The sequence below is a fragment of the Allobosea sp. GW821-FHT09G06 genome (assembly GCF_059416005.1).
Genome location: NZ_JBWKOI010000007.1, coordinates 93,095 through 108,252, shown reverse-complemented (window position 1 = coordinate 108,252; position 15,158 = coordinate 93,095). Strand labels below are relative to the sequence as shown.

At 62.2% G+C, this 15,158-nt stretch carries 15 protein-coding genes and 1 pseudogene; 6 read left to right on the top strand and 10 right to left on the bottom strand.

Going from position 1 to position 15,158, the window contains the following annotated elements; translation table 11 throughout:
- Positions 1–124: 124 nt before the first annotated feature.
- Positions 125–691 carry a Panacea domain-containing protein gene (locus tag AC07NY_RS24520; protein ID WP_494585922.1) on the top strand — a complete coding sequence of 189 codons (567 nt, stop codon included), beginning with the start codon at positions 125–127 and terminating at the stop codon, positions 689–691.
- Between the two features lie 584 nt (positions 692–1,275).
- Here AC07NY_RS24520 and AC07NY_RS24515 read toward each other — a convergent pair.
- Positions 1,276–2,375, bottom strand: a protein-coding gene (locus AC07NY_RS24515) for an IS3 family transposase (protein ID WP_494585921.1) whose coding sequence is annotated in 2 segments (ribosomal slippage) — positions 1,276–2,123 and positions 2,123–2,375 — 1,101 coding nt in all. Because the reading frame shifts where the segments join, the coding sequence is not laid out codon by codon here.
- Positions 2,376–2,614: 239 nt separating this feature from the next.
- Here AC07NY_RS24515 and AC07NY_RS24510 point away from each other — a divergent pair.
- From AC07NY_RS24510 to AC07NY_RS24495, 4 genes are all read left to right on the top strand, one after another.
- Positions 2,615–2,947, top strand: coding sequence for a four-helix bundle copper-binding protein (locus AC07NY_RS24510; protein ID WP_089174951.1), 333 nt, complete (start codon positions 2,615–2,617; stop codon positions 2,945–2,947).
- A 33-nt stretch (positions 2,948–2,980) separates the two neighbouring features.
- Positions 2,981–3,364, top strand: a complete 384-nt coding sequence (gene copM / locus AC07NY_RS24505) for a CopM family metallochaperone (protein ID WP_248308054.1) — start codon at positions 2,981–2,983, stop codon at positions 3,362–3,364.
- Positions 3,365–3,427: 63 nt separating this feature from the next.
- Entirely contained in the window at positions 3,428–3,898 is a 471-nt protein-coding gene (locus AC07NY_RS24500; protein WP_089174949.1) for a DUF305 domain-containing protein, read from the top strand.
- A 93-nt stretch (positions 3,899–3,991) separates the two neighbouring features.
- Entirely contained in the window at positions 3,992–4,339 is a 348-nt protein-coding gene (locus tag AC07NY_RS24495) for a hypothetical protein (protein ID WP_089174948.1), read from the top strand.
- A gap of 57 nt (positions 4,340–4,396) precedes the next feature.
- Here AC07NY_RS24495 and AC07NY_RS24490 read toward each other — a convergent pair whose 3' ends face one another.
- The 8 genes from AC07NY_RS24490 to AC07NY_RS24455 form a co-directional block, all read right to left on the bottom strand.
- Positions 4,397–4,888, bottom strand: coding sequence for a DUF411 domain-containing protein (locus tag AC07NY_RS24490; RefSeq protein WP_089177870.1), 492 nt, complete (start codon positions 4,886–4,888; stop codon positions 4,397–4,399).
- Between the two features lie 159 nt (positions 4,889–5,047).
- Positions 5,048–8,227, bottom strand: a complete 3,180-nt coding sequence (locus tag AC07NY_RS24485) for an efflux RND transporter permease subunit (RefSeq protein WP_494585920.1) — start codon at positions 8,225–8,227, stop codon at positions 5,048–5,050.
- Positions 8,224–9,642, bottom strand: coding sequence for an efflux RND transporter periplasmic adaptor subunit (locus tag AC07NY_RS24480; protein WP_494585919.1), 1,419 nt, complete (start codon positions 9,640–9,642; stop codon positions 8,224–8,226). The genes AC07NY_RS24485 and AC07NY_RS24480 overlap by 4 nt, the downstream gene beginning before the upstream one ends.
- Positions 9,639–10,037, bottom strand: coding sequence for a FixH family protein (locus tag AC07NY_RS24475; protein ID WP_494585918.1), 399 nt, complete (start codon positions 10,035–10,037; stop codon positions 9,639–9,641). Before AC07NY_RS24475 ends, AC07NY_RS24480 begins: the two co-directional genes overlap by 4 nt.
- Positions 10,038–10,165: 128 nt before the next feature.
- The gene (locus AC07NY_RS24470; protein ID WP_494585917.1) at positions 10,166–10,516 is read right to left on the bottom strand and encodes a hypothetical protein; all 351 of its coding nucleotides are present in this window, start codon (positions 10,514–10,516) and stop codon (positions 10,166–10,168) included.
- Positions 10,517–10,607: 91 nt separating this feature from the next.
- Complete coding sequence (locus tag AC07NY_RS24465) at positions 10,608–11,129, bottom strand: cytochrome b (protein ID WP_494585916.1); 522 nt, start codon at positions 11,127–11,129, stop codon at positions 10,608–10,610.
- 123 nt (positions 11,130–11,252) lie between these two features.
- Positions 11,253–13,628 carry a heavy metal translocating P-type ATPase gene (locus AC07NY_RS24460; protein WP_494585915.1) on the bottom strand — a complete coding sequence of 792 codons (2,376 nt, stop codon included), beginning with the start codon at positions 13,626–13,628 and terminating at the stop codon, positions 11,253–11,255.
- 78 nt (positions 13,629–13,706) lie between these two features.
- A complete protein-coding gene (locus AC07NY_RS24455; protein ID WP_494585914.1) occupies positions 13,707–13,973 on the bottom strand; it encodes a heavy-metal-associated domain-containing protein in 267 nt (88 codons plus the stop codon).
- Between the two features lie 218 nt (positions 13,974–14,191).
- Between AC07NY_RS24455 and AC07NY_RS24450 the strand changes: the two genes are divergently transcribed.
- Positions 14,192–14,548, top strand: coding sequence for a hypothetical protein (locus tag AC07NY_RS24450; RefSeq protein WP_494585913.1), 357 nt, complete (start codon positions 14,192–14,194; stop codon positions 14,546–14,548).
- A 130-nt stretch (positions 14,549–14,678) separates the two neighbouring features.
- On the opposite strand, the pseudogene AC07NY_RS24445 reads toward AC07NY_RS24450, so the two are convergent.
- Positions 14,679–15,155, bottom strand: a pseudogene (locus AC07NY_RS24445) (amino acid ABC transporter ATP-binding protein); the annotation flags it as partial.
- Positions 15,156–15,158 lie beyond the last annotated feature (3 nt).

Sequence of the window (15,158 nt, the reverse complement as noted above, 5' to 3'; positions counted from 1 at the left end):
CCCGAGACTGCCGCTTTGCGACTTTTAAACTCGTAGGCGACGTAGAAGCAATCTGGCTATGATGCTGTCAAACAATTAGTGCAAGCAATCGGGCGTTGAAACCCACCTGATTGAGAAGGCAACAATGAACGCAATTAAACCCAGAAAGGCCGCGCATGTGACCGCATACTTCGCCATTCGCGAAGGCGGTACCATCGATGCGCTGAAGCTCGCGAAGCTCTTGTACCTCGCGGAGCGCGCTTACCTCGACGCTTACGAACTGCCCCTGACCGGCGACAGGCTTGTCGCTATGCCTCACGGCCCCGCGGTCTCCGAGACCCTAAACCATGTGAATGAATCACCGAATCCCGGTTGGCAGGCAGTCGTGAGCGAGCGATCGGGCAATACGGTCAGCGTTGTCCCTGGCGTGACGATGGAATCGCTCAAAAGGTTGTCGCCGGCCAATATCGAAGTGCTTGAAGAGGTTTGGCAGAAGTACGGCCACTTGAATGGCCTCACCCTACGCAATTTCACGCACGACAACTGCGCTGAATGGTCAGACCCTCGGGGATCCTCGCACGAGATTTCGTACGCTGACCTTTTTCGAGCTCTCGGTAAGGACGATATCGAGGAGCTGATTGAAGATATCCAGATCGCACAAGGGCTTCAATTAGCCCCCGCTCGATCCGGCAATCACAGAAGTCGTCATTGAGCTAACGAAGAAATTTCGACCCTGGGCGCTTGCCTCCTGATTCCTTCAGGCCCGCCGGGGGCGCGCAGCTGATAGGCGGCTACACCGTCTCACAAACCTCTTATATGTAGATCGAATCTCGCCTCCGCTGCTTTGTTCACCGCATCGGGAAGGATCGCCCCGATGCGAGTAGGCGCTAGCGGCCCGGGGGCTCCAACCGGGCAGGAATCAGTCTAGCCGGGCGATTGTTTCCCATTTTGCGCGCTTTTCCGTATCGGCAGCCTGAATGAGGCGCTGAGATATTGCGCTTCTTCCTGCACGAGCCCGCTATTTCAACTCATAGGATCGCTCGGCGCGAGCCGAGCCGATCGACACAGGTGTCGAATGAACACATTTAATGTCGAGAAAGCGGCTCAGATCACCGCATACTTCGCTCTGCGCGCAGGAGGCTCTATCGACGAGCTAAAAGTGCTCAAGCTCGTTTACATCGCAGAACGAGCCTACTTGGATGCGTATGAGCTCCCACTGACCGGTGACACGCTGATCTGACCTGAGACCCTTTTCTCCTCCAGTCTGAGGGAGAGTCCTGGGTTTCATTTCTGGCCTCAGGCGGCCTGTTTTTCCAGCGTGGATTTGAGGGCGAACTCGGCAGGAGTTATGTTGCCGAGGGCCGAGTGGGGTCGTTGGCGGTTGTAATCCTCCTTCCATGAGGCGATGGCGCTGCGGGCTTCGACGAGCGTCGAGAACAGCGTGTCGTTGAGGCACTCGTCCCGGAAGCGTCCGTTGAAGCTCTCGACGAAGGCGTTCTGCGTCGGCTTGCCGGGAGCGATGTAGTGCCACGCGAGGTCGGTCTCCTGGCACCAGCGCAGGATCGCCATCGAGGTGAACTCGGTGCCGTTGTCGGACACGATCGTCCCCGGTCGGCCGCGCCGGCGAATGACATCATCCAGTTCGCGAGCCACGCGCAGGCCCGAGAGCGAGGTGTCGGCGACGAGTGCCAGGCACTCGCGCGTGTAGTCGTCGACGATGGCGAGCACCCTGAAGCGGCGACCGTCCGAGATCGTGTCGGAGAGAAAATCAAGGCTCCAGCGCGCATTGGCCCGATCAGGCACGAGCATGGGCCTGCGCGTGCCCAATGCCCGTTTGCGGCCGCCGCGGCGGCGGACCTGCAACTTCTCTTCGCGATAGAGCCGTCGTAGCTTCTTCTGGTTCATCACGATGCCCTGGCGGTCCAGCATGACGTGGATCCTGCGATAGCCGAACCGCCGGCGCTCTCCTGCCACGGCCTTCATCGCCTCGCGCAACAGGGCATCGTCCGGCCGGGTGCTCGTGTAGCGCACCGTCGAGCGGTCGATCTTCAAGGCCAGGCACGCCCGACGCTGGCTCACCGCATGCACCGTGCAGGCATGAGCCACCGCCTTCCGCTTCGCATCGGGCGTCACCATTTTTTTGCGGCGACATCCCTGAGGATCGCGTTGTCGAGCATCTGTTCGGCCAGCAGCTTCTTGAGGCGCGCGTTCTCGTCCTCGAGGGTCTTCAGCCGGCGCGCATCCGACACGTCCATCCCGCCATACTTCGCCTTGAACTTGTAGAAGGTCGCCGAGGAGATGCCATGCTTGCGGCAGACGTCAGCCGTCGCAGCTCCAGCCTCCTGCTCCTTCAGCATCCCGATGATCTGCTCTTCCGTGAATCGTGAGGGGCGCATTGTCCGTCTCCATGAGTGACGGACTCTACCCAAATCTGGAGGAAGATCAGGGTCTCAGGTCACCAGCAAAAATCGTTCGGTCGCGACTACCGCGCACGGCCACTGCACCGCACGACAAAAGCGCTGCCAAGCCAGCGGATTGTTACAGATTGTAACGGGTAGGAACCCGCGCTCGCCGCCCGCGTCTTTCCTTGGAGCAGGAAGCTCACCGCCTCCGCAACGGGCTCAAGGAGTAGACCATGCACCGCCCTACCCCAGAGATGCAGTCCTGCATCGACGAATGCCTGCGCTGTTATCAAACCTGCCTCGGCATGAGCACGAACCACTGCCTCAAGCTCGGTGGAGCGCACTCCGCCCCCGAGCACATCCAGCTAATGCTCGCTTGCGCCGAGATCTGCCGCGCCAGCGCCCAAGTCATGATCATCGGCTCCCCGCACCACAAGCATCTCTGCGCCGAATGCGCCGACATCTGCGACGACTGCGCCAACGAATGCGAGCGGATCGGAGACATGGACGACTGCGTCCAGGCCTGCCGCAGTTGCGCAGACAGCTGCCAAAAGATGGCGGCATAGCCGTTCCTGCCCTCGAACCCTTGGAGAATGCAGATGATGCGCTTCGTTCTGACCGCTGGCCTCGCGGCCTCCATGATAACCGCCGCACTCGCGCAGCCAGCTCCCAAGCCTCAGATGGGCGACAGCATGCCCATGAAAATGATGATGCCGGAGGCCTCCGATTCCGCATCAACCAAGGAATACAAGGCGAGCATGATGCGGATGATGCAGGCGATGCCGTCGAAATTTACCGGCGATGCCGACGTCGACTTCATGATGCAGATGAAAGCCCACCATCAAGGCGCAATCGATATGGCCAAGGTAGCCTTGGCGAATGGCAAGGACCCCACCGTCAAGAGGCTCGCCACTGAAATCGTCAGCGCGCAGGAAAAGGAGATCAAGACGATCGACGAATGGCTGAAAACGAAGGGAAAATAGCACCGCTTCTGGAAGTTTTTGACTCGTATCGAGACCCTCAGAGCTTCCCGAAAGGAGGCCCCCATGGAGCATGGCAATGGCCATAAGGGCCCAAACCATTACGGCCGACTAGCGATCGAACTGACGCTGGATTTCATTGTGATGTACCTCGTCATGTACACCATGATCGCAGCGCTTGCGCATTTCCATTTCAATCTCAACAACGTTTACATGACCATGATGATGGTCGCGCCGATGACGATCATCATGCTCGTCTCCATGCGCTCGATGTTCCCCTCGTCGCGGCTGAACATCATTATCGGCGGCGCCGCCGTTGCCGTCTTTGTCATTGGCTTCATAGCCATGCGAACCCAAGCCGGCATTGGCAATGCCGAGTTCCTGCGCGCAATGATCCCACATCATTCCGGCGCGATCCTGATGTGCCAGAAAGCCAGCATCACTGATCCGGAGATCGTCGCGCTCTGTCAGGAAATCACCAAGTCGCAGAAGGCGGAAATCGCGCAAATGGAGACAATCCTCGCCCGGCAGAGGTGAAACTCTTCACATCCGAGGCTGACATCCCCATTTCAAGCTTAGATTCTCAGCCCCGAGTGGGTTTGCCATCGGGGCAAGCCAGGGGAGGCTGTGATGAGGTTGTCTCGCCAAATCGCCCTATCGGCGGCCTGTTTGCTGCTCTTGGCGCAGCTTGAACCCGCGATCGCCCATCGTGCGAACCTGGCCCTGGGCCTGCGAGAGATCACCAGCGCGATTAACGGTAAGGTCTGTGCGACAGCGGGAGGGGCGCACTTCACCTTCGATAATGATGGGCGCTTCTCATATGATGGCCTCTGGCAAAGCAGCGGAAACTTCACGCTTGGCGATAGCGCGGTCGTGGTGACCTTCGACAGCGGCCTTCAGCGCAGCTTTGAAATCTCCAAGCGAGACGGCGCGCTTTACATGGAACAGACCCGCGTCGTCTGCACTGCGAAGCAATAACACGAACCTTCAGCCGGGCGAGCAAACCGCCCGGCTCCCATACAGTCTTGGGCTAGATCAGACCTGCTGGAGCCCTCGATAGCGCGCAAACACGTGCTGCTTGCCGGCCGAAAAGATGGCGATCTCGTAGGACTGCGGCGCTTGACCAGGCACATCCATGCCGGGCGAACCGACCGGCATGCCGGGAACCGCGATGCCGATCGCCTTCGGGCGCTCGACGAGCAGCCGCTTTACCGCCTCGGCTGGTACATGCCCTTCAATGACGTAACCGCCAATCTCGGCCGTGTGGCACGACATCAGCGCCTCCGGCACGCCAAGCTTGACCTTGAGTGGCAGTACGTCATCGAGCTCAACCACATCGACCGGAAAACCCGCAGCCTTGATATGCTTGACCCAGTTGCCGCAACAACCGCAATTCGGATCGCGGGTCACGGTCATCTTCGGCAGAGTTTCGGTCGCCGCCCCCGTTCCGGCCAGCGCCACGGTCGTGCAGGCTTGCGCTGCTCCGATCATCAGCCCGCGGCGGGTTGGTGAAATATCGATCTGCATGTTCATTCTCCTTCAATCTCGACCGCGCCTTCACCGAAGGAAGACGTATTTGACCAAGGCGGCGATCGCCAACAGCAGCACGGCGACGCCGAGCCAGTGGAAAGCCCCCATGCTCCAGCCCATTCCGTTCATCATGTCGTGCATGTCAGTCACTCCACCTTATTCAACGACCGCAGCGTGCCGCTGCACCGACGTAGGCTGGACCGCTACGACGTTGGTTTCCTCGGCCGGCGGAAGCCGCCACCCTTTGACGAGGCCGTAGATCGCCGGGATCACGAGCAGTGTGAGGACGGTCGATGAGACCATGCCGCCGATCATCGGCACCGCGATGCGCTGCATCACCTCCGAGCCGGTGCCGGTGTTCCAGAGAATCGGCAGCAGTCCTGCCATGATCGCGACGACGGTCATGATCTTCGGTCGTACGCGCTCGACCGCGCCCAGCATGATCGCTTCGTGCAGATCGGCCCGGGTAAATGCCCTGCCTTGCTGCGCACGGCGCTGCCGAATCTCGAAGAGCGCATGATCGAGATAGATCAGCATGATCACGCCGGTTTCGGCGGCGACACCGGCGAGTGCGATGAACCCGACAGCGACCGCGACCGACATGTTGAATCCGAGCCACCAGAGCAGCCAGACGCCGCCGACCAGCGCGAAGGGCAATGAGAGCATGACGATGAAGGTTTCGGTCAGCCTGCGGAAATTCAGGTAGAGCAGCAGGAAGATGATCGCGAGGGTGACAGGCACGACCAGCTTGAGGCGAGCCTCGGCCCGTTCGAGATATTCGAACTGACCGCTCCAGGCGACGCGGTAGCCTGCTGGCAGCTTGATGCTCTGCGCGATCGCATTTTGGGCGTCGCGGACATAGCCACCGAGGTCGCGCCCGACGGTGTCTACGAAGATGTAGACCGCGAGCTCGCCGTTCTCTGTGCGGATCGACGTGGCGCCGCGCTTGCGCTCCACGCTTGCGACCTCGCCGAGCGGCACGCTGGCACCCGATGGGGTCGAGACCTGGACTTCGCGCGCGATCGCCTGGGGATCGGAGCGTAGGTCTCGGGGATAGCGGATGGTCACGCCATAGCGCTCGCGCCCCTCGACCGTCGTCGTCACGGTCTCGCCACCCATCGCCATCACGATCGCATTCTGGACGTCGCCGACGGAAAGCCCGTAACGCCCGAGCGCGATCCTGTCCGGCACGATGTCGAGGAAGTAGCCGCCGATGACGCGCTCGGCATAGGCACTGCTCGTCCCCGGTACCGCTTTGAGGACGGTCTCGATCTGTCGCGAGATCGCCTCCATCTGCGCCAAGTCGGTACCGAACACTTTGACCCCGATCGGCGTGCGAATGCCGGTCGCCAGCATGTCGATGCGTGCGCGGATCGGCTGCGTCCAGGCGTTGGAGACGCCCGGAAACTGGAGCGCCTTGTCCATTTCCGCCTTGAGGTTGTCGAGCGTGACGCCCTGGCGCCACTCGGTCTTGGGCTTCAGGTTGATGATGGTTTCAAACATCTCGGTCGGCGCCGGGTCCGTTGCCGTCTGGGCCCGCCCAGCTTTGCCGTAGACCGAGGCGACCTCCGGGAACGAGCGGATGATCCGGTTCTGAGTTTGCAGAAGCTCGGCCGCCTTTGTGACCGACAGCCCAGGCAGTGTCGTCGGCATATACATCAGCGTGCCCTCGTCGAGCGTTGGCATGAACTCCGAACCGAGCTGACGCATGGGCCAGAGACTGAGCCCGAGCACCGCGACCGCCAGTAGGATCGTCACGGTTTTGGCTTTAAGGACGGCGCGAATGAAAGGGCGATAGAACGCGATCAAGAACCGGTTGATTGGATTCCTGGCCTCCGGAATGATCCGTCCTCTCACGAATATCACCATCAGCGCCGGCACCAGCGTCACCGACAGAAAGGCCGCAGCCGCCATGGCGAAGGTCTTGGTGTAGGCGAGCGGACCGAACAGCCGGCCCTCCTCCGCTTCCAGCGTGAAGATCGGCAAAAACGAGACGGTGATGACGAGCAGGCTGAAGAACAGCGCCGGCCCGACCTCGCTTGCCGCCTCGATCAGGATCTCGATGCGCGGCTTGTCCGGTCGTGCCCGTTCGAGATGCTTGTGGGCATTCTCGATCATGACGATCGCGGCGTCGATCATGGCTCCGACCGCGATGGCGATGCCGCCCAGGCTCATGATGTTGGAGCCAAGACCAAGCGCCTTCATCGCCGCAAAGGCCATCAAGATGCCGACCGGCAGCATGATGATCGCCACCAGGGCACTGCGCAGGTGCAGCAGGAAGACGACGCAGACCAGAGCGACGATAATGCTCTCTTCGATCAGCGTGCCCTTCAGCGTCTCGATTGCCCGCTCGATCAGCCCGGAGCGATCGTAGACGGGCACGACCTCGGCCCCGCCCGGCAAGCTGGGTGCAATCTCGGCCAACCGCGCCTTGGCGCGCTCGATCACGGCGAGCGCATTGGCGCCGAAGCGCTGCAGGACGATGCCGCTCGCGACCTCGCCCTCGCCGTTGAGCTCGGTGATGCCGCGCCGCTCGTCGGGGCCGAGTTCGACACGGGCGACATCGGAGAGGCGCAGGGCTGCGCCGCGCTCGCTCTTCAGGACGATGTTCTGAATATCGGCGATCGACTTGAGATAGCCGCGGCCGCGGACCATGAACTCGAACTCGCTGAGCTCGACCGTACGTCCGCCGACATCCAGATTGCTGCTACGGACGGCTTCGCGCAGCGCAGCCAGCGAGACGCCCTGGGCACGCAGCCGCACAGGATCGACCACGATTGCGTATTGCTTGACGAAGCCACCGACGCTGGCGACCTCGGCCACGCCCTCGGCACGCGAAGCCGCGAAGCGGATCTTCCAGTCCTGCAAAGAGCGCAATTCGGCCAGGGTCATCTCCTTGGCCATGACAGCATATTGATAGACCCAGCCGACGCCGGTGGCGTCAGGCCCGAGAGTCGGCGTCACGCCCGAGGGCAGGCGACGCGCTGCGGTGTTGAGATATTCCAGAACCCGCGAACGCGCCCAATAAGGGTCGGTGCCGTCCTCGAAGATCACATAGACGAAGGAGACTCCGAAGAAGGAGAAGCCGCGCACGACGCGCGCTTTCGGCACCGTCAGCATCGATGTCGTCAGCGGATAGGTGACCTGATCCTCGATGACCTGTGGCGCCTGGCCGGGATATTCGGTGTAGACGATAACCTGGACGTCGGAGAGATCGGGAATGGCGTCGAGCGGCAGGGTCCTTAGGGCATAGACGCCGGCGGCCACGACGAAAGCCGTGGCAACCAACACCAGGATCAGGTTGCGCGCCGACCAGGCGATCAAGCGGGCTATCATGGTTTCGCCTCCGTCGAGGAGAAGCCGCTCAAGGCCGCCTTGAGGTTGCTTTCCGCATCGATCAGGAAGTTGGCGGAGACGACGACGCGGTCGCCCTCGGAGACGCCCTCGCTGATCGCGACCATGCCGTCGCCGCGGCGGCTGAGCTTGACTTCACGCGGCTCGAAGCGGCCTTCGCCGCGATCCAGAATGACAATGCGTCGCGTGCCGCTATCGATGACGGCACTCCAGGGAACCGTCAGCTCTGCGCTTGCATCGCCCGCGCCGATCTCGACATCGGCGTACATGTTCGGCAGCAAGACGCCATCGGGGTTGGCGAGCTCGATGCGGACCTTGGCGGTGCGCGTCGCCTCAGCGATCTGCGGATAGATCACGCTGACGCGCCCCTCGAACGCCATGTCGGAACGGCCGCGTAGCCGAACCGTCGCCGGCGCTCCGATCCGGATCTCGGACAGCTCGCGCTCAGGCACATCGGCCAGGACCCAGATCGTCGAAATGTCTGCGAGCCGGAACAGGCTGGTGCCGGCCACCATCTTCATGCCGTCACTGACATTGCGCTCCAGCACGATACCGTCACGCGGCGCCGACCAGTTGATCGTCGGTGGTACCTTCCGGCTGCGCTCGATCTCGGCAATGATTTCGGGCGGAACCCCGAGGTTTTCGAGACGCTGTCTTGCGCCGCCCTCGGGCACGCCGCGCGCGGCGGCATTGAGCTCGGTGATGAACTGGGCACCAGCCGTGCTGATGTCCGGCGAGTAAATGCGCGCGAGCCGTGTACCCTTGGCAACGCGATCGCCGGTCGTGACTGGCGCGACCTCCTGGACGAAGGCATCCGCGCGTATCGCCACGACGGAAACGCGTCGCTCGTCGAGCTGCACCACACCCGGAACCCGAATGGTCTGTGCAATGCTCTGGCGACGGACCAATTCGGATCGCACGCCACTACGCTGGATGCGCCCGGGCGAGAGCTTGATGATCCCGTCCTCGCTCGCCTCACCCTCAAAGACGGGGAGATAGTCCATCCCCATCGAATCTTTCTTGGGCACCGGCGAGGTGTCCGGCAGCCCCATGGGATTGCGGTAATAAAGAATGCGGCCCTTCTCCGCTTGGACCGCCTGCTCCTTGCCCTCAGGCTTCTCCTCGAAGCTGATGTCCTCGCTGGCCCGCACGGCCCTGAACGGCCTGCCATCGACCGTCTGAGCCGGCTCGGTCGAATAGACCGGCTTTCGATCTGGATCCTGATAGTAGATCACGGGCCCAACTCCGGCAGCCTCGTTTGCCGCGAGCGACCCCTCGATACCGAGCCAATTCCGCAGGCCAGGCAGCGCGATGCCGCGATGACCGGCCCAATAGCCTGCACCTCCCACCGCCATGATGGCGGCGAGAGCGAGGCCTGTGAGGGCGAGGCGTTTCATGGCAGCGCCTTGAGGATCAGCTTTTTTTCGAGCGTGCCGGTCTCACCCTGGACCTTGGCACCGAGCGACAAGCGCCAACCTCCCTCCATGACCAAATTGGTCTTGAAGCTGTAGGTTCCTGCTTCCGGCACAGGGATCGCTTCGATCGGAGAGGCCATCGTGGCCATGCCCTCCGGCTCCATGTCTATGCGCTTGGCGAAGATGACGGCATCCGGCACCGGCTTGCCGGAGCGCTTATCGATCAGCCTGACGGTGATGACGACACCATTGCCCTGCTTGAATTCGCTCTGGGTGAGACGGAATTCATAATCCTTGATCTCCGCCAGAGCCGGTAAAGCAACGGCCATGAGCGGAAGCGCGGCGATGAGTGCGCGCGAAGTGCGGGTGATAAACATTGTCGAGATCCTGAGACGGAGAGGCTGCTGCGCTCACGCGTGCAGCTCCAACGTGGCGCTAGCCACGGCGCACCGACCGCCCGGGTTCACCATGCGGTCGCAACCGGCGTATGAGCGCCGGCTATGTCTCAGGTTCGTGGAGGTCGGGCGGGTGGCTCGCTCGGCTGTGAGAGGCGTGCGGCCTCATTGCCCGCAAGCCCGAGCACTACGACAACAGGTTGAACAACTAGGTCAAACGCCGTGGGTTCGCTCGCGAAGCTCTTGGCCAGGCAGAAGCTCAAGGCCGGGCAGTTCGTGGTGCAATCCGGTTGCTTCTCTTTCGGATTGGGGCAGCACGGCATCTCAGGCGACATGGTCGCCATTGTCTCGCTGTCCATGCGGGCATAACCGGCCTTTGCCGGCGCCACCAGGGCGACCAACATCGTGGCCGTGACGAACAGCCCCAGGACCAACACATTCGTGAGAAGTCGAAACTTCATGGCACCTGTTCTGACATACCGTCAGATATCGCAAAAGGGCGAAAACTGCGGCTGTTTGACCGGGAGCAAGCAAAATCGCTGCTTCGTGATCTCACCTTTGGCTAGTCAGCATACGGCGCAGGATATCGTCGCGGCGATAGAAATGGTGCCACAGCGCGCCGGCAACATGGAACAGCGCCAGTACAAGCAGCGCCCAGCTGAGCCATCGATGAACCGGCGCGGCGCGGAAGCTAAGATACATCGCAATCGTACCCGTAAACGGCAGAAGCAGCAGAACGCCGTACAGGGCAACATGAACGCCCGTCGCGGCCCACCGTTCGGGTGGCGACAACCCTTCAAGGGAAGGGCGGCCATAGAGATAGCGCAGCGCGATCTGGATCAGCGCCAATCCCATGACCAGCCAACCCATCCAGGCATGGACCTGGTGCAAAAACAGATCGAGCGGGGCAGGCTTCGTGAAGCCATGTGCCATATGGGTGCGTTGGATTGCCCAGGATGTAGGGACCTGGGCAATGCACAACAACGGCACGAGCCAGTGGATCCAGCGTTGGTAGACACCGAAAGACTTGGTCGGGCTGAGTTTGGGAACAAGGACGCTTTGCAACAAGCTCACGATTGAGGCCCGTTCGGTTGAATGGCGCGGTGTAGGTCGGGCATCAGCGGGAGGCAACCGTCGTCCTGTGCCAGGTGCCGGACGGGATCAACGCAGTCCCATTAAGCCGTTGAAGGACTGCTCTTATTCCAGAGAGACGGTGCGTAACCGCAGGGCGTTTGCAATCACGCTGACCGAGGACAAAGCCATCGCCGCCGCCGCAATGATCGGCGACAACAGCAATCCGAATATCGGATAGAGCACGCCTGCGGCGATTGGGACGCCCGCCGCATTGTAGATGAAGGCGAAGAACAGGTTCTGCCGGATATTGCTCATCGTCGCCCGGCTGAGCTGAAGCCCGCGCACGATGCCCTCAAGGTCGCCTTTGAGCAGGGTTACGCCGGCACTTTCGATCGCGACGTCCGTGCCCGTGCCCATCGCGATCCCGACATCCGCCGCCGCCAGCGCAGGCGCGTCATTCACGCCGTCGCCGGCCATCGCGACCACCCTGCCTTGCGAACGAAACTTGCTGACGACTACGCTCTTGTCCTCGGGCAGGACCTCGGCCTCGACCTCGTCGATACCGAGCCGGCGCGCGACCGCTTGTGCCGTCGTCTTGTTGTCGCCGGTCAGCATGACCACCCGAATACCGGCGCTTTTCAGCGACTTGATCGCTCTCGGGGTGGTCTGCTTGACCGGATCAGAGATTGTCAGCAGTCCGGCGACGCGGCCATCGATCGCCACAAAAATCACTGTGCCGCCCTCGGCGCGCAGCGTTTCCGCCTCGGCTGCCTGAGCCGCGGTGTCGATACCAGCCTCAGTCATGATCCGGTGGCTGCCAATCACCAGCGCGCGACCTTCGACGGTCCCCGTTACCCCCTTACCGACCGGGCTGTCGAAATCCTGCGCCTCGGCCAGGGCGAGGCCACGTTCCTTGGCGGCATCGACAATCGCGGCGGCGAGCGGGTGCTCGCTCGCCCGCTCGAGCGAAGCGGCGAGCCGCAGCAGCTCACTCTCCGCGATTGCGCCAACCGGCTTCAGCCCGGTCAGCCGTGGCTTGCCTTCGGTCAGCGTACCGGTCTTGTCGACGACGAGGGTATCGACCCTCTCGAAGCGCTCCAGCGCCTCGGCATTCTTGATCAGTACGCCGAGATGCGCGCCGCGCCCGACCCCGACCATGATCGACATCGGCGTCGCCAAACCGAGCGCGCAGGGACAGGCGATGATCAGCACGGCGACGGCGGCGACCAGCCCATGCGCGAAGCGCGGCTCCGGCCCGAACGCCATCCAGGCGGCGAAAGCGACGATGGCAATGACGATGACGAGCGGAACGAACCAGCCGGACACCTGGTCCGCCAGGCGCTGGATCGGTGCCCGCGAGCGCTGGGCCTCCGCCACCATCGAGACGATCCGGGCCAGCATGGTGTCGCTGCCGACCTTGCCGGCGCGCATGATGAAGCCGCCGGTGGTATTGAGCGTGCCGCCGATCAGGGTCGCGCCGACCTCCTTGGTGACCGGCATCGATTCACCCGTGACCATGGATTCGTCGATCGAGCTGCGGCCTTCGATCAGTTCGCCATCGACCGGAACCGTCTCGCCCGGGCGGACCCGCAAGCGGTCCCCGACATGGACCGCGTCCAGGTTGATATCCTCGTCCTCGCCGTCGTCGCGCACCCGCCGGGCCGTCTTCGGCACGAGGTCGAGCAAGGCCTGGATCGCGCCGCCCGTCTGCTCGCGGGCCCGCAATTCGAGGACCTGGCCCAACAACACCAGAACCGTGATCACGGCCGCCGCCTCGAAATAGACTGCGACCGCGCCTTCCGCGGAGCGAAGCGTTTCCGGGAACAGGTTCGGAGCGACGGTCGCGACGACGCTGTAGGCCCAGGCGACGCCGGTGCCCATCGCGATCAGCGTGAACATGTTCAGGCTGCGGTTGACGAGCGAGGCCCAGGCCCGCTGGAAGAACGGCCAGCCAGCCCAGAGCACGGCCGGCGTCGCCAGGACCAGCTGCAGCCAGTTCGAGCTCTGCTGGCTGAGCAGCATGTGTAGATCGACGAGATGCCCGCCCATCTCCAGCACGAACACTGGCAGGGCGAGCACGAGACCCACCCAAAACCGGCGGGTCATGTCGACGAGTTCGGCGCTAGGTCCTTCCTGAACTGTCGCGATCTCCGGTTCCAGCGCCATGCCGCAGATCGGGCAATTGCCCGGGCCGGGCTGGCGGATCTGGGGATGCATCGGGCAGGTGTAGATCGCGCCCGTGGGCGCCGGCTTTGCGACAGGCGCCTCGGCTTTCTCGCCGGCATAGGCTGCCGGATCGGCCTCGAACTTGTTCTGGCAGCCGGCGGAGCAGAAGAAATAGGTCTGCCCCGCATGAGCGGCGCGATGCTTTGCCGTGGCGGGATCGACGGTCATTCCGCAGACCAGATCCTTCACACTCTCCCCCGCGCCATGAGAATGGCCATGGTGGTGTGAATGGTCGTCGTGCCGGTGACCGGCGTGATGCTGATGATCTGCCATGGCTCGCCGCTTTGCTCTCCTGCCCCTTTGCCTTGCCAATGCGTGAGCGGCCGGCGGGTTCGCGCCGGCCGCCCGCGATCAGCCGATGCTTTCCGCGCCGGGAGTGTATCCGGCGCCCGCCACGATCGACCTAACGGCGGAGAAATCGGCCGCGCCGACGACGCTGACGAGCTTCGAAGCCGGGTCGGCGGTGACCGCGGTTCCGGGCAATTGATCCTCGATCGCCTTCTTGATCGTGCCGGCGCAATGGCCGCAGGTCATGTCCTCGACGCGAAAGCTGATCGCGCCCTCAGGCGCGCCGGTTGCCTTGGCTGCGGTTCCGGAATGTTGCTGGCAGGAGCACATAGCTGCGATGTCCCAAAAAAAATTGACGATTACAGCACTCTACGGCTTCCCATAATGGGAAGGTCAAGGGCATGTTGCATTCGCGTTCGAGTGCTTTCTGAGAGCGCCAAACGCGGGGCTGGTGAGCGCGAGTATCTTGTCCAAGGGGACAATAGCTGCGCGAGCGGCAGATGTTAGATTGCTTCAGAAAGCTCGGCAGTTCCAGCATCGGAGGACTTATGAGCCAAGCCATTCATCCAGCAGCCGCCTCGACTCATTTGCCGGCATTCCTCGCCGGCCCCGGTGAAACGGACTGGCTCCTGGTTGCGATGGGCATTTTTTTGGCCATCTTCGTCTTGGCAATTGGTATTCTGTATTTGCACCTGCACGTCCTGCCGGATCGGATTGCTCATAATAAGGTGCAATTGCAGATCGTTTGCGTGCTGGGATTGCTGGCCATGTTCACGCACATGCACATCTTCTGGATCGCGGGCCTTCTTCTTGCTTTAGTCGACATTCCCGATTCCATCACTCCCCTGAAACGCATCGTAGCGGCAACGGAAACGATCGCAGGCGCGAAACATCGACCGGAGTGAGTAGATCAAAGTGCCTTGCAGGGCAGGACTGGCACGATCGCATCTTTGGCGTGCTTGCTGCATTTCCCACTTAGTGAAGATCAACAGCTCTCGCTTGCTGCTGTCCATCGGTTCTGCGTCCCGTTTCTCCTCAGTGCAGGATCTGGCTGAGGAAGAGCTTGGTGCGCTCGTGCTGCGGGTTCCTGAAGAACTCGTCCGGGGTGTTCATCTCGACGATTTGGCCGGCATCCATGAAGATGACCCGGTCCGCGACCTGGCGGGCGAAGCCCATCTCATGGGTGACGCAGAGCATGGTCATGCCCTCCTCCGCCAGCGACACCATGGTGTCGAGCACCTCCTTGACCATCTCCGGATCGAGCGCCGAGGTCGGCTCGTCGAACAGCATGATCTTCGGGCTCATGCACAAAGAGCGGGCGATGGCGACGCGCTGCTGCTGTCCGCCGGAGAGCTGGCCCGGATACTTCAACGCCTGCTCGGGGATCTTGACGCGCTTGAGGTAGTGCATCGCGATCTCCTCGGCGTCCTTCTTGGGCATCTTGCGAACCCAGATCGGCGCCAGGGTCAGGTTCTCCAGGATCGTCAGATGCGGGAACAGGTTGATGGCCTGCCC

Coding starts and splice junctions, on each gene's coding strand:
- AC07NY_RS24520 (WP_494585922.1), top strand. CDS start 125: ATGAACGCAATTAAACCCAGAAAGGCCGCGCATGTGACCGCATACTTC.
- AC07NY_RS24510 (WP_089174951.1), top strand. CDS start 2,615: ATGCACCGCCCTACCCCAGAGATGCAGTCCTGCATCGACGAATGCCTG.
- copM (WP_248308054.1), top strand. CDS start 2,981: ATGATGCGCTTCGTTCTGACCGCTGGCCTCGCGGCCTCCATGATAACC.
- AC07NY_RS24500 (WP_089174949.1), top strand. CDS start 3,428: ATGGAGCATGGCAATGGCCATAAGGGCCCAAACCATTACGGCCGACTA.
- AC07NY_RS24495 (WP_089174948.1), top strand. CDS start 3,992: ATGAGGTTGTCTCGCCAAATCGCCCTATCGGCGGCCTGTTTGCTGCTC.
- AC07NY_RS24490 (WP_089177870.1), bottom strand. CDS start 4,888: ATGCAGATCGATATTTCACCAACCCGCCGCGGGCTGATGATCGGAGCA.
- AC07NY_RS24485 (WP_494585920.1), bottom strand. CDS start 8,227: ATGATAGCCCGCTTGATCGCCTGGTCGGCGCGCAACCTGATCCTGGTG.
- AC07NY_RS24480 (WP_494585919.1), bottom strand. CDS start 9,642: ATGAAACGCCTCGCCCTCACAGGCCTCGCTCTCGCCGCCATCATGGCG.
- AC07NY_RS24475 (WP_494585918.1), bottom strand. CDS start 10,037: ATGTTTATCACCCGCACTTCGCGCGCACTCATCGCCGCGCTTCCGCTC.
- AC07NY_RS24470 (WP_494585917.1), bottom strand. CDS start 10,516: ATGAAGTTTCGACTTCTCACGAATGTGTTGGTCCTGGGGCTGTTCGTC.
- AC07NY_RS24460 (WP_494585915.1), bottom strand. CDS start 13,628: ATGGCAGATCATCAGCATCACGCCGGTCACCGGCACGACGACCATTCA.
- AC07NY_RS24455 (WP_494585914.1), bottom strand. CDS start 13,973: ATGTGCTCCTGCCAGCAACATTCCGGAACCGCAGCCAAGGCAACCGGC.
- AC07NY_RS24450 (WP_494585913.1), top strand. CDS start 14,192: ATGAGCCAAGCCATTCATCCAGCAGCCGCCTCGACTCATTTGCCGGCA.